8 protein-coding genes are annotated in these 13,859 nt (G+C 72.6%); 1 reads left to right on the top strand and 7 read right to left on the bottom strand.

Annotated features, from left to right (window positions below; genetic code table 11):
- The first annotated feature begins 15 nt into the window (after nt 1-15).
- Nucleotides 16-1,035, top strand: a complete 1,020-nt coding sequence (gene glnII / locus ACTWNK_RS30445; RefSeq protein WP_474308111.1) for a glutamine synthetase — start codon at nt 16-18, stop codon at nt 1,033-1,035.
- 460 nt (nt 1,036-1,495) lie between these two features.
- On the opposite strand, the gene ACTWNK_RS30440 is transcribed toward glnII, so the two are convergent.
- From ACTWNK_RS30440 to ACTWNK_RS30410, 7 genes are all read right to left on the bottom strand, one after another.
- Nucleotides 1,496-3,472 carry a CehA/McbA family metallohydrolase gene (locus ACTWNK_RS30440; RefSeq protein ID WP_474308109.1) on the bottom strand — a complete coding sequence of 659 codons (1,977 nt, stop codon included), beginning with the start codon at nt 3,470-3,472 and terminating at the stop codon, nt 1,496-1,498.
- 126 nt (nt 3,473-3,598) lie between these two features.
- Nucleotides 3,599-7,117: a tetratricopeptide repeat protein gene (locus tag ACTWNK_RS30435; protein ID WP_474308107.1), complete on the bottom strand. Its 3,519-nt coding sequence runs from the start codon at nt 7,115-7,117 to the stop codon at nt 3,599-3,601.
- 1 nt (nt 7,118) lies between these two features.
- A complete protein-coding gene (locus ACTWNK_RS30430; RefSeq protein ID WP_474308105.1) occupies nt 7,119-8,534 on the bottom strand; it encodes a hypothetical protein in 1,416 nt (471 codons plus the stop codon).
- Between the two features lies 1 nt (nt 8,535).
- On the bottom strand, nt 8,536-9,594 hold the full coding sequence (locus tag ACTWNK_RS30425; protein WP_474308103.1) for a hypothetical protein: 1,059 nt from the start codon (nt 9,592-9,594) through the stop codon (nt 8,536-8,538).
- Nucleotides 9,595-9,610: 16 nt separating this feature from the next.
- The gene (locus tag ACTWNK_RS30420) at nt 9,611-10,729 is read right to left on the bottom strand and encodes a hypothetical protein (protein ID WP_474308101.1); all 1,119 of its coding nucleotides are present in this window, start codon (nt 10,727-10,729) and stop codon (nt 9,611-9,613) included.
- Between the two features lie 138 nt (nt 10,730-10,867).
- A complete protein-coding gene (locus ACTWNK_RS30415) occupies nt 10,868-12,421 on the bottom strand; it encodes an aldehyde dehydrogenase family protein (RefSeq protein WP_474308099.1) in 1,554 nt (517 codons plus the stop codon).
- A 20-nt stretch (nt 12,422-12,441) separates the two neighbouring features.
- The gene (locus ACTWNK_RS30410; RefSeq protein WP_474308097.1) at nt 12,442-13,638 is read right to left on the bottom strand and encodes a Cmx/CmrA family chloramphenicol efflux MFS transporter; all 1,197 of its coding nucleotides are present in this window, start codon (nt 13,636-13,638) and stop codon (nt 12,442-12,444) included.
- Between the last annotated feature and the right edge of the window lie 221 nt (nt 13,639-13,859).

The raw sequence follows: 13,859 nt of genomic DNA, 5'->3' as shown, positions 1-13,859 counted from the left end.
CCGAAGGGACCGACGTTGAGCATCAAGGCCGAGTACATCTGGATTGACGGCACCGAGCCCACCGCACTGCTGCGCTCGAAGACCAGGATCCTCGCCGACGGCGCCGAGCCGCCCGTGTGGGGCTTCGACGGCTCCAGCACGAACCAGGCCGAGGGCCACTCGTCGGACCGCGTGCTCCAGCCGGTCTTCACCTGCCCGGACCCGATCCGCGGCGGCAAGCACATCCTGGTGCTGTGCGAGGTCTTCGAGATCGACGGCACGCCGCACAAGAGCAACACCCGCGCGCTGCTCCGTCCGATCGCCGAGCGTTTCGCCGACCAGGAGTCGTGGTTCGGCATCGAGCAGGAGTACACCTTCTTCAAGGGCAGCCGCCCGCTCGGCTTCCCCGAGGGCGGCTTCCCCGCGCCGCAGGGCCCGTACTACTGCGGCGTCGGCGCCGACGCCATCTTCGGTCGTGAGATCGTGGAGAAGCACCTCGACTACTGTCTGGCCGCCGGTCTCGAACTGTCGGGCATCAACGCCGAGGTCATGCCCGGTCAGTGGGAGTTCCAGATCGGCCCGGCCGGTCCGCTGGACGTCTCCGACCACATGTGGATCGCCCGCTGGCTGCTGTACCGCACGGCCGAGGAGTTCGGCGTGGAGGCCACCCTCGACGCCAAGCCCGCACGCGGCGACTGGAACGGCGCCGGAGCGCACACCAACTTCTCCACCAAGGCCATGCGTGAGGGTTACGACGCCATCATCACCGCCTGCGAGTCGCTCGGCGAGGGCGACAAGCCGATGGAGCACGTCACCCAGTACGGCTCCGGCATCGAGAGCCGCCTCACCGGCCACCACGAGACCGCGCCGTGGAACAAGTACAGCTACGGCGTCTCCAACCGCGGCGCATCGGTGCGCATCCCGTGGCAGGTCGAGGTGGACAAGAAGGGCTACATCGAGGACCGCCGCCCCAACGCCAACGTCGACCCGTACGTGGTGACCCGCCTCCTCGTCGACACCTGCTGCACCGCCCTGGAGAAGGCCGGCCAGGTCTGACCCCCACGCGACAACCAGGACGAGGCCCCCACGGACGCGCACACGTCACGCGGGGGCCTCGCCCCTTTTTCCCCAGCAGGCAGGACTGCGGCTTGACCCGACCTACCGGGAGCTTGAGTTCCCGACGGTTGACGACCTCTCCTGTACGGGGCGCAGACCAGCGTGTCGCCGGTCGACCGGGGACGGGCGGGCAGTGAACACCGCCTGATCGTCGTCGCCCAGGGGATTTCTCCCGCTGCTGCAGCCACCTTGAAGGTCAGAGGCTCGTTCTGGTGGAGCGCAAAGTGAGGGAGACCGGCCTGTCGCTGGTCGAGCGGGGATGGGCGGGCAGTGAACACCGCCTGAGCGTTGACGTCGGCTGTGGTCTCGGCCGGTCCGTAACCGCGGCTATGACGATCCCGCGCCCTGGAGCGGCGGCAGGTTCACACCTGTCCGCGAGAGGCTCGCATGTCGGCAGGGCTCAGGACACAGGGTGCAGGCGGTCGCGGTATATCGTTCTGGCCTCGTCGATGGTGTGGACGTAGTCGTCGAGTTGGGCCTGGGACTGGAGTCTGGCGCGTTTTCTGACGAGGCGTTCCAGCAGGTCGAGCCAGCTCAGGCAGAACTGCACGTCGGCTCGTCTGGCGACGTGACGGCCGGCCACGTCGAGGTAGACGGGGCTGGTGTGCGCGTATACATGGTGGAACATCGAACGCGGATGGCTCGGCCCGTCGGCCACCGCCACCACGTACGTCGGCTCCCCGGCGACGATCTCGGCCTGCGCCTCCCGTACCCCTGAGGCCAGGGTGCCGCCCGCGCACATCAGGGTCAGCGTCTCCACCTCGGGCCCGATCGCCCTGGCCCGCACCGTGACCGTGTCGCCCCGGGCCAGGTCGAGGGTGTCGCCGGGGCCGTGGCCCTCGACGGTGAGCTCGACGAACGGGCCGGTCGTGGCGAAGGTACGGCCGCGCCGGACGGCGTCGGCGTAGGAGGAGGCGGTCAGCGGCCCTTCGACCCGCGCGTAAGTACGCTCCCAGCCGATGGGACTGGCCACCATCTCCATCCGCTGCCGGGTGAAAGTCAGCATCGAGTCGGTGCCCGCGACGGCCGACAGCCGGTTGCCCGCGCCGATCAGCCGCCGGTAGGCCTGCGCCGAGCCGCGCGCGGAGGAGAAGTGCAGCAGCTCGAACCCGTCGACCAGGCCGAGCGCCGCGTCCACGACGGCCATCCTGGCGGTGCAGCCGGGATAGCCGGTGCCGATGAGCTGCTCCGGCGTCTCGATCTCCTCGTGGAAGGCGTGCGCGTAGCCGACGAGCGCGCCGAGCTCCCGCAACTCGCGCAGCGCGGCCGTGGTGGGCGGCCAGTCGGGCCGATCGCCGAAGCCGGTCGCGTACAGGCTCGGCGCGGCGGCGGGGTCGAAGGCGTGCACGTGGCCGAACATGTCGTTGCGGTGCTCGACGCCCATCCGGGCTACGTGCGTGTCGTCCGACCACGGCAGGTCGCGCCCGGCCCAGTGCTCCAGCGCCTCCCTGTCCATGATCCGCTCGCCCGACACGTTGGAGGCGAGCAGGCCGAGCACGTGCAGGTCCTCGCCGTGCTGCTGGTCGGCGGCCCAGCTCGGGGGTGCGACCAGGTCGCCGACGAAGTTGAGGTGCACGTGCAGGTCGCCGCCGTACCAGCCGGAGGCCGCCGCGTCGTAGACCCGCTCGGGCGCGAGCTCGACCAGCGTCTCGCCCTCGGCGGTCAGCGTGGTCTCGGCGAAGCCGTACTCCATGCCCCGGGCGACCCTGACGGTGACGGTGGTGGCGGGCACGTCCAGGACGATCTCGTCGCCGTGGAAGTACGGCATGCCGTGGAAGTCGCGTTTGGCGGGGGCGCCCTCCGGATACCAGCCCTGGCCGTCGGCGCTCCACACGCTCCAGCGGCACGGCATCCCGGCCCGCAGGCGCAGGGTGGCCTTGGGCACCTCGTGGGTGAGGCCGGACAGCTCGACGGGACGGCCGTCGACGAGGACGCCGGCGGCGGAGTACAGCTCGACCAGGCGGGCGCCGCCCGGCTTCACGTCGTGCACCTGGCCTCCGGCCGTCACCCGCACGGTGGCGGGACGCGCGTTGTCGAGCAGCAGCGTGAACGGCACCGGCCCGTCGCCGAGCACCGCACGCGAGACGGCACGCACCTCGTGCCCGTCGGGCGTGAGCCGCAGCACGGCCAGGCCCTGCGGCAGCTCGTCGCCGAGCACGTTGCGCATGACCTCGTCGTAGTCGAGTTCGCGCTCGACCTGCTGCAGCTCGGCCTCGGGCACGGTGGGCGCGGCGAGTCTGGCCATCCGCCGCGCCTCGGCCCAGAACGGGCCGTTGTCCACGAACCTGGAGTGGCTCATCACCCTGACGTAGGGCAGTCCCGGCTCACCCCATGTCATGCCGTGCTCGTCGCGAAGCCCGCGATAGGTGTCAAGCATCGCGGCCACTGGCTCGGGCAACAGCGGATCGTCACACACGTGCGCCTCCCCGTAGTCGAAGTCGCGGCCATCGTGGCACAGCGGCGCAAGTGTCCAATCGACCTTTTTTTCGGCGGAGTGGAATACCTACCCAGCCGGGGGATGATCCTCATACTCGGGGATGCCATCCCGTACCGTACGGAGCCTCTCTACCAGCTCTCGGCGAACGGTGGTGTCGCCGCGGCCGTCTATATGTAGGTCGCTGAGCGCCACGTCGAGCGCGCCGCGCAGCCGTACGGGGACCTCGTGCTCGCCCTCGCGCAGTGCCCTGGTGTAGCAGTCGCGGGCCTCGTCGTCGTCGCCCTCGGCGTAGGCGAGCAGGCCCAGATCGAACAGCAGGTGCAGCGGGCGCTCCTGCTTGAGCGCACTCACCTGCTGGTAGTAGTCGACGGCGGCGGGGAAGCGGCCGAGCCGGTACAGGCACCAGGCGCGGGTCTCCAGGTGGTCGGGGTTGTCGTGGCTCAGCATCGCGATGACGTCCTCGTAGCGCTGCGCCGCCTCGCTCTCGCCGCGTGCGAACAGCACGTCGGCCCGGCCCTTGCGCGCGCCGATCGATCCCGCGTCGAGCGTGAGCGCCTGCTCGTAGGCCGCGCCCGCCGCCGCCAGGTCGGCCGGACTGCGATGGCGATGCACCCAGGCGAGCATCTCGAAGCAGTACGCCGTGCGCGCCTTGCCCTCGGCCGTCGCCGCCAGGCCCGCGAGCGCCGCCGCCTCCCACGCCCCCACCTCGGCCAGCGCCACCGCCAGCTCCGCCTCGATCCACACCGACTCCGGCGCCAGCGCGGTCGCCCGCCGCAGCGTGCCGATCGCATCGGTGTGACGCTTGGTACGCCGCTGGAGCACGCCCAGGTCGGCCAGCACGTCCCCGTCGAGCGGCGCCAGCACGGCCGCCTCGGCCGCCTCGGCCAGCGCCTGCTCCGGCCGCCCCGCCGCCAGCTCGGCCCAGCCGAGCGCACTGCGCACCCGGGGCACGCCGGGCCACACGGTCGCGGCCAGCTGCAGCGTGTCGCACGCCTCGTCGATCCGGCCCAGGTACTGCAACGCCTCGGCGAACAGCACCACCACGACCGGATCGGCCTGCGTGCGCACCGCGAGGTCCTGCATGGCCAGCTCGCGCAGCAGCTCGACGGCCTCCTCGGCCCTGCCGGTGCGCTGCAGCGTGTCGCGCAACATCTGCATGGCCAGCGGATTGCCCGGATCGGAGCCCCGCAGATCCCGCTCGGCCGCCTCGTACTCACCCAGCGCGAAGTACACGGCCCCGCGTACGGCCAGCATCCACGTGTCGCCCGGCGAGGCGGCCAGCACGTGGTCGGCCTGCTCCAGCGCCTTGCCGAGCTCGCCGGTCAGCCGGTACACCTCCGACAGCGTGCTGCGCGGCCAGACCAGCTCGGGGTCGAGCTCGACCGCGCGTTCCAGGTCGGCCGCCGCCGCCTCCATCCGGCCGAGCGCGTGCAGGAGCTGCCCCCTGGTGCCGTAGGCGTCGGCGCTCTCGGTCAGCTCCAGCGCCTGCTCGGCCCTGGCCAGCCCCTCAAGCGGCCGGTCGGCCACGCGCAGCAGTTCGGCCAGGTTCATCAGCGCGTCGGTGCTCTGCGGGTAGATCTCCAGCGCCCGCAGCAGATGGGTCTCGGCGGCGGCGCGGTCGCGGGTGAGGTTCAGGGCGCCGAGCCAGCTCACCGCGAGCAGCTGTTCGGGGTCGCGCTCGGCGGCGGCCTCGAACGCGGCGACGGCGCCGTCGACGTCGCCCGCCGTGTTGAGCTCGATGCCGAGCTGGGTGTGCAGCATGGCGTGGCCGGGCGCGATGGCGATGCCGTGCCGCAGTGCGGCCACCGCCTCCTCGCTCCTGCCCAGATGGCTCAGCGCCAGGCCGCGCAGCCGGTGGTCCTCGGCGTCCTGCGGCTGGGCGGCGGCCACGAGTTCGGCCTGCGCCAGCGCCTCCTGCGCCAGGCCGCTCCTGGTCAGGATCTCGCAGTACGCCCAGCGCAGCGGCAGGTCGTCGGCATGCAGCTCGAGCGCCTCGGCGACGGTGACCCTGGCGTCGGTCAGCTCCTGCTCCTGCCAGGCGTCCAGCCAGAGCGTGACGAGCGCGGTCAGCGCGGCGGGATGGTAGACGTCGATCTGCTGCGCGGCGGAGAAGGACTGGCTGGCGGTCTCGGGGTCGCGTCTGGCCAGGTAGATCTCACCCCTGGCGACCAGCGCCTCGACCAGGTCAGGGCTGCGCTCGATGGCCTTGTCCAGGAGTTCGAGCGCCAGGTCGGGATCGTCGGGCGCCAGGCTCTCGCCCAGCGCCATCCACATCCAGCCGGTGTCGAGACCGAGGTCGCGGGCCGCCTCCAGGTCGGCGCGCGCACCGGACAGGTCGCGCATGCGCAGCTTGAGCCCGCCTCGGATGCCGAGGATCCAGGAGTCCTCGGGGTCGGCGGCCAGCGCCTGGTCCAGCAGCGGTTCGGCCTCCTCCAACCGGCCGAGCCCGAACCTGGCCGCGCCCAGGTGCCTGACCACGACGGGCTCGTCGGGCAGCAGGTCGAGGGCCTGGGTCAGCACCTGCTCGGCCTGCTCGGTCAGGCCCGCGCCGAACAGCGCCACGCCCTCGACCAGCAGCAGCCTCGGCTCGTCCGGCACCGCCTCGCGCACCTGCCCGGCCAGCTCCAAGGCACGTTCGGACTCGCCGATGGCGAGCATCACCTGGGCGGCCTCGAAGCGCATGGCGTGGTCGGCGTCGTGCAGCGCGTGCGTCAGATGGGTCATGGCCTCGTCGTACCGCTGGGCCCTGGCGTACATGTCGGCGACGAACAGGTGCAGGGCGGCGTCCGGGTCGAGCAGCACGGCGGCGGCTCCCGCCTCGGCCGCTCCCGCGTGGTCGCCGAGCATGGAACGGCTGTTGGCCAGGCCGATGAGGACCTCGGGGTCGTCCTGGTCGGCCCGGCTCAGCGCCTGCTCGGCCTCGGCGTAGTGCCCGGCGGCGTAGCAGGCGTGGCCGAGGCCCGCCCACGCCCGCTCGTCCGCCTGGCCGAGCTCGGTGGCGAGGGCGTGGTGCAGGCGGGCCAGGCGCAGGTCGAGCGGCCAGCGCTCGCATGCCGTCGTCAGGCCGGCCAGGGCGCGCGGCGCGTCGGTGCGTGCCGTCACCTGGGCCAGGGCGAACGCCTCCTCCGGCACATCGGCCGACTCCAGCACGCCCTGCGCCTCCGGCAGCCGCCCGGAGTGCAGCAGCGCGAGCGCGTACAGGGCGGGGGAGATCCACGCCTTGGCCACGGCCAGCGCCTCGGCGAAGTGCTCACCGGCGGGTCCGGTCCTGTCCTCGTCGAGGGCGAGCAGGCCGAGCAGGGTGAGCGTCGCGCCCAGCTGGGCTTCCAGGTCGTCGTGATGGACGGCGGCGCGTACCTTCAGCGCCGTCCTGCAGTCGCCCGCGAGGGTCAGCAGCCGCTCCTCCAGGCCGTCGGCGCGCTGCTCCCAGTAGGCGGCCAGGCCGTCGGACAGCCTCTCGCGCAGGGCCCCGAGCGTGGGCACGAGCCTGGCGCGTACCCCTGAACGCCACAGCTCCTCCAGCGGGATCTGGTGCCCCGGCTCGCGGCCGGGCTGTTCGGCGTCATCGGCGGGCGGGAGTGTCATCTCATCCCCTCGGCAGCGTGCGTGAGGTGACGGGGGCGCCGCCGCTCCTGACCCGGGCCGACGCGCTCTCGGCGGGCTGCCTGAGCAGCTCCATCAGCCGCCTGCCGATGTCGGGCTCCAGCTGCGGCGCCTGTTTCCTCGCGGCCCACCCGGCGTTGAGCAGCGTCACCACCCGGTCGGCCTGGGCCAGCGCGGGCGCGTCCTCGCCGCTCTGACGGCCGAGCAGCCGGTCGGCCCACGCGGTCACGTCGCCCCAGTTGTCGGTGGCGAACCCGCGCAGCTTCTTGTCCGACAGCAGCACCTCGTGCACGCTCGCCGCGAAGGCCGCCTCCAGCGCGGGAGCCGGGCCCGCCTCCAGGTCCGCACTGGCCCGCGACCAGAACCCGCTCAGCTCGGCCACCTCGTCGGAGAAGGCGTCCTGCCCGTCGGCCTCGCCCTGCCTGCTCAGCGTCTGCAGGATCACCTGCGCCCTGCGCGAGTCCGGCGGCATGCCCGGCTGCGAGACCCAGCCGGGCCTGAGCCTGAAGGTGAACATCGCCCGCGCGTAGGCGGGCCCGAGCGTGTAGGCGCCGATCGCGTCCTCGACCAGGCGCTCGGCCTCCTCCCTGCCGAGCCCGCCGGGTGGGTCGGCCAGCAGCCGCTCCAGGCGCTTGCGGTTGTCGGCCGCGTGCTTGACCAGGCTCGCGCCCGCCTCCCTCGCCGCCAGCGGCACGCTCCAGATGCCCCACTCGGGAAAGCCGAGCTTGACGATGGCATGCATGCTCAGCGCCGCCTCCCTGGCCGGGAGCGACAGCGCCTCGTGCTGGCCGAGCAGCCCGTCGATCAGGTTGTCGCTGATCGCGCAGATGCTCCCGTCCAGGTCGTTGTCGCGTACGGCCAGACCGCCGAGAAAGTCGACATAGGCGTCGAACAGTGGACGCGCCTTGGTGTCGACGAAACGCAGGTAGTCCTGCCAGAGGTCGGCCAGGGAGGTCCCGCCGCTCCGCAGCCGGGCACGCAGGTCGGCGACCTCGACGGAGAGGTCGTCGCAGTCGCTCTGCAGGGCGTTCTGCAGGGCGCGCTGGTTGTCGATGGCGACCATGCGGTTGCGCACGGGTTCGAGCAGCCGTTTGACCGCGCGGATCTGCTCGACGGCCTTCTGCACCTGGCCGGTCACGTTGGACAGGCCGACGAACAGCGTCTCGTGCTCGGACCTGAGATGGCCGAGCAGGCCGTGCTCCTCGTCGGCGAGCTCCAGCTCCACCAGGTTCGCGGTGCCGCTGAGCGCGCGCATCTGGATCTCGGCCTTGCGCAGGGAGTCGAGCGCGGCGGCGACGTGCTCGCGCTTGGAGGCCGCGGTGGCGACCGCCTCGCTCACCTTGGTCAGGTCGTCGAGCAGGGTGAGCAGCCGTGTCTCCAGGATCTCGCGTCCCGCCATGTCAGTCCTCCCGTGCGAGCAGGTCGAGCGCTCTCCTGTTGACCACGGGGTCGGCCGCGCCGCCCGCGCGTACGCGCAGGCTCCACGCGGCGTTGAGCACGTGGGCGGGCGTGACGCCGCGCCCCGGCGCCGTGCCCTCGGTGAGGGCCTCGATCGCGGCGGTGACGTGCGAGCCGACGTCGTAGCGTGCGCCGCCCAGGTGGCGTTCGAGCGCGGTGAGCACGGGGCCTGCCGGGGTGGGCGCGCTCTGCGGGGCCTCGGTGCCGGTCAGGCTCTGCCAGGCGGGCAGGATCAGCCGCTCGGCCGCGCTTTCGTACTGGCCGGTGCCGTACTTGGTGCTCATGCGGCGCAGCAGGGCGAGCATCAGGTGCACACGGCGCTCCCACGCGGGGTGCGTGCGGCCGGAGGCGCGCAGGGCGTCGGGCGTCACGCGCAGCCACAGGCAGCTCAGCGGGTAGGCGGGTCCGACGGTGAAGGTGGCGTAGGCGTCGGCGAGCAGTTCCTCGGCGTGCGAGCGGCCGACCTGCTCGTCGGGGGACTCGGCGGCCCAGATCTCGCCCACCAGGGTGGCGAGCGGGCGTTCGTCCCGGTCGCGCACGTGCCCGAGCTCGCGGACCAGGTAGTGCGCGACCTCGTGCGCGACGACGGGCAGATGCCACACGTCGGGTTGCAGGGGCAGTCTGACCAGGTCGAGCGTGCGGGTGAAGGACTCCGAGCCGGTCGCGATCCCGGTGACGATACGCGCCTGCACCCCGGCGCGGTCGCAGAGGTGGGCGACCAGGGCGCCGACGGCCGCGCCGGCCCCGTCGTCGAGGCCCTCGTCGTGCAGCAGCACGCTCTGGGCGTGGCACAGCGCCTCGGCCCGCAGCTTCTCCGCCTCGTGCCTGAGCCCGGCCAGCCGGTCCCAGCCTCCGGCGCCGACCCTGGACAGCTCGCCGATCAGGTCGCCCGCCTGCGCGGCGACCGCGCGTGCCGTCCCGGTGTCGCCGGCCACCCTGTGCACCAGGGCGGCGACCCTGCGCAGTGCGTCGATCTCGGCGGAGACGTGGGCCTCGATCATCGTCCGCCCCCGTGTCTCATGTCGCCTCTTCGACCACCGTGCGCACGCCTCGCACCAGCACGGGCAGCCGCCAGGCGTCGGCGTAGTCGGCGGCGAGCACGAGCACCACGCCGAGCAGCAGGGCCGCGATCCCGGTGGCGACGACCGGCGAGGACAGGGCCACCCCGAAAGCGCCCGTCGCCCCGGCCACACCGGCCACCGCGGTCAGCACGGCGCCGCTCACGGCGAGCGTCGCGCCGATCAGGTCCATCCTCTTGCCGAAGCGCACGCCGAGGTCGGTGAGCTCGGAGGCGGCCCGGTCGAGTGCGGCGGTGTCGGCCGTCGTGGCGTCGAGCCTGGCGGCCAGGTCGCTTCTGACGCGTTCGCAGCCGATGACACGCCCCATCGCCAGGGCGGCCAGGTCGTCGCCGCGCTCCAGCGCGTCGGCCAGATCGCTCACGCCCTTGCGCGCGGTCTCCAGGATCGCCGATGGGATCAGGCTGCGCAGGGCGGCGAGCGCGCGGGCGAGCGCACGCAGGCCGAGCTTGGCCAGCGTCCCGGTCGCCTGCCCGAGCCCGAGGTCGTCGCCGATCTTCTTCGCGGCCTCGGCCAGCTTGGTGACGTACGGGATCTCGGCGAACGCCGCCGAGGCGACGGCGGCGGAGCGGGTGACGATGGCGTCGAGACAGGAGTCGGTCCGGGTGCGCAGGGCGGCCAATGCGGAGGGCCGATCGGCCGAGGGCCGCGCCCCGGCCTCGAACCCCAGCGTGGCGGGCCCGCGCACGGCGGCCTCCAGCGCGCCCGCCACCCGTTCGAGCCCGTGTACGGCGGGCCCGAGCCCCGCGCTGTCGCGAGCGCCGCCCTCCTCGCCGACCGCCCTGCTGCCCGACAGCAGCGCCTCGGCCAGTCCGAGATCGCGCAGCGCGCCCGCCAGCAGGTCGTCGTCGTCGAGGTCGTCGGCCTCGGCCCCGGTCGACTCGAAGCCGTGCCCGGCGTCGTCGCCGAGCTCGCGCCTGGCCTGGCGCACCAGGCTGTCACGGGCGTAGTCGGCGCCCTCGTCGTCGCCGGAGGCGAGGGCCTGGCGCAACTCCTCGACCGTGCCGTGCAGCGTCCTGGCCGACCTGGCCACCTGATCGAGATGCTGGCGCGAGCTCATGGGGCATCCCCTCCGGACCAATATTGTGCGGGTCAGAAGGGATCTTGCCTAGGGCGGATCGGCCGGGCGCGACGAGGACGCGCCCGGCTTGTCCATAGTTGCGGTAGTCCAGGACAGATGTCCGGGCCAACGGAGGGGTCAGAGGCGGAACTCCAGGTCGGGTGTGATCTCCGCGACGTCCATCTGGGCCTTCTGCAGGCGTCCCGAGTAGTCCCAGTTCATCGCCTGCCAGCGGGTGAACTGGTCGAGCACCCACACGCCCGACTGCCTGCTGCCGTTGCCCGACCTGCCGTTGCCGCCGAACGGCAGATGCGCCTCCGCGCCCGACGTCGAGTTGTTCACACTGACCATCCCGGCCGAGACGCCCTCCCTGAAGCGGAAGGCCGCCTTGGGGTCGGTCGTGTAGATCGACGACGACAGGCCGTACCCGGGTCTGTTGGCCAGTTCGATCGCCTCCTCCAGCGTGCGGAAGACGGTGACGCCGACGATCGGCCCGAACGTCTCCTCCAGGAACAGCCGGTCGCCCGGCCTGACGCCGTCGACGACCACCGGGTGGTAGTACAGGCCGTGCTCGCCGGTGAAGTCGTGGTGCGGGCTCTCGGCCGTGATGCGCCCGACCGGGCCGGTGACCACGGTGTGGTGCGGCTGGATCCAGGTGAGGTAGTCCTCGTAGCGGTCGGCGAACTTCTGGTCGAGCAGCGGCCCGGCCAGCACGTCGCCGGTCGGCGGGCCGATCTTGGCGTTGCGCACGGCCCTGGCCAGACGCTCGGTGAACTCCTCGTGCACCGACTCGTGCACGATCGCGGTGCCGAGCGAGGTGCAGCGCTGGCCGGCCGTGCCGAACCCGGCGAACAGCGCGCCCTCGACGGCCAGGTCGAGGTCGGCGTCCTGGGTGACGACCATGGGGTTCTTGCCGCCGAGTTCGAGGCAGGGCGACTGCAGATGCCTGCCGCACAGCTCGCCGACCCGCCTGCCGACCTCGCTGGAGCCGGTGAAGCCGACCTTGTGCACGGTCGCGGCCTCCAGGGCGAGCTCCAGGCCGCGGAAGGTCTGCTCGCCGTCGGCGAAGACGATGTTGAGCACACCGTCGGGCAGCCCGGCCGCCTCGAACAGGCGGAACATGGCATGCGCCGACGCGGCGGCGTACTCGGCGGGCTTCCACACCACCGCGTTGCCGCACAGCAGCGCCGGAACGAGATACCAGGAGGGCACGGCGACGGGGAAGTTGCCCGCCGTGACGATCGCGGCCACACCCACCGGCACCCTGAACGTGAACAGCTGCTTGTCCGGCATCTCCGAAGGCACGGTCTGCCCGTAGAGCCTGCGGCCCTCGCCGAGGAAGAAGTCACACGTGTCGACGATCTCGCGCACCTCGCCGAGCGCCTCCGCGTACGGCTTGCCGATCTCCTCGGTGACCAGGGCGGCGAGCGTCTCGGCATTGGCCTCGACCAGTCTGCCGATCGAGGCGATCACCCTGCCTCTGACGGGTGCGGGCGTGCGGGCCCACTCGCGCTGGGCGCGCGCGGCCGTGGCGCACGCCTCGGCGAAGGCAGCCGCGTCGGCGAGTGCGACGTTCGCCACGACCTCGCCGGTGCTCGCGGGGTTGGTCGAGTCGTAGGCGCCCGACGCCGGGACGTCCTTGCCGCCGACGATGGAGCCGATCTGACGTGCCACCGCATCCTCCTCGTTCATGGTTGCGCTCCCTTTCTACGTCATGAGGGCGTCGTGGTCGTAGCGGGACCCGGCGTCGTCGGCCGCTCCCGCGGCGCGAGCAGCCGCAGCGAGGCGGGCATGACGAGGAGCGCGAGCCCGCTCAGCACGACCGCCACCCACACCGGTCCGAGGCCCCCGAATGCCGTGAACGCCGCCGCGCCGATCGCCGGACCACCGGCGGCCCCGATGTTGAGGGCCGCGGTCGCATAGGAACCGCCCATGGTGGGCGCCCCGGACGCGGCGTGGAGCACCCGGGCGATCAGGGTGGCGCCCACCGCGAACGCCAGCACGCCCTGGACGAACACCATGCCGAGCAGCGGCGCCGGATGCCCGGCCACCAGCGCGAGAACGACCCAGCCCGCCGTCAGGACGGGCGTGGCCACACCGAGCGTCAGGCGGGGGCGCCGGTCGGCCAGACGCCCGGCGGCGGTGACCCCGATGAAGGACCCGGCCCCGAACAGCACCAAGGCCGCAGGCACCCCCATCCCGTCCGCTCCGGCGCTCCCGGTGACGAGCGGCGCAAGAAAGGTGAACGCGGCGAACGTGGCCCCGTTGACCAGCGCCCCGAGCGCCATCGCGACCAGCAGAGCGGGCAAGCGGAGCTGCGCGATCTCGCGGCCCAGCGAAGAACCACCACCAGGTACGGCTTCGCCACGCGTGCGGAGCCCGGCGACGATGCCGACCGCGGCGGGCAGGCACAACAGCGCGACGGCCCAGAACGCGGCCCGCCAGCCCAGCGCGTCGCCGAGCAGGGCGCCGGCGGGCACACCGGCGACCGTGGCGAGCGTGGTGCCGGACAGCAGGACCGCCAGGGCGCGTCCCTTGCGGTCCGGGGCGACCAGCCGGGTCGCGGCGCCGAGCGCGACCGCCAGGAAGCCCGCGTTGGCGACCGCCGCCACGACACGCGTGGCGAACAGCACGGAGAACGACGATGTCGCCGCGGCGACGACGTGACAGGCGGCGAAGACCACCACACACCCGAACAGGGTGGCCCGCGCAGGCCACCGGCGGGTACAGGCGGCCATGGCCGGCGCGCCGATGGTCATTCCGAGCGCGAAGGCCGATGTGAGCAGCCCGGCGGTCCCGACCGGGACGCCGAAGCCGGTGGCGATGTCGGGCACGAGGCCGACGAGCATGAATTCCGATGTGCCCATGGCGAAGACGGCCAGGGCGAGCACGTAGACAGGAAAGGGCATCGAGAGCTCCGAGGCGGAGGACGGACGGAAGGCGTCTCGTCACCACGGCCAGCACCTGGGATGCCATGCGGGAGCGGCAGGGCGGGAAGGCTGCGACCTCAGCTGGAACCTCAGCGGTTCAACAGCGGTTCAAGGGGCTGACGGCGTGACCGAAAGCCCCCGAGTGGATGCCTCAGGGCTCGACATGATCCTCACTCTACCGACGGCCGCCCGGCCACCGC

The organism is Nonomuraea sp. IBHARD001 (assembly GCF_056106265.1).
This window is presented reverse-complemented; position numbering and strand designations above follow the sequence as displayed.

Coding starts and splice junctions, on each gene's coding strand:
- ACTWNK_RS30430 (WP_474308105.1), bottom strand. CDS start 8,534: ATGGCGGGACGCGAGATCCTGGAGACACGGCTGCTCACCCTGCTCGAC.
- ACTWNK_RS30435 (WP_474308107.1), bottom strand. CDS start 7,117: ATGACACTCCCGCCCGCCGATGACGCCGAACAGCCCGGCCGCGAGCCG.
- ACTWNK_RS30440 (WP_474308109.1), bottom strand. CDS start 3,472: ATGCTTGACACCTATCGCGGGCTTCGCGACGAGCACGGCATGACATGG.
- ACTWNK_RS30420 (WP_474308101.1), bottom strand. CDS start 10,729: ATGAGCTCGCGCCAGCATCTCGATCAGGTGGCCAGGTCGGCCAGGACG.
- ACTWNK_RS30425 (WP_474308103.1), bottom strand. CDS start 9,594: ATGATCGAGGCCCACGTCTCCGCCGAGATCGACGCACTGCGCAGGGTC.
- ACTWNK_RS30410 (WP_474308097.1), bottom strand. CDS start 13,638: ATGCCCTTTCCTGTCTACGTGCTCGCCCTGGCCGTCTTCGCCATGGGC.
- ACTWNK_RS30415 (WP_474308099.1), bottom strand. CDS start 12,421: ATGAACGAGGAGGATGCGGTGGCACGTCAGATCGGCTCCATCGTCGGC.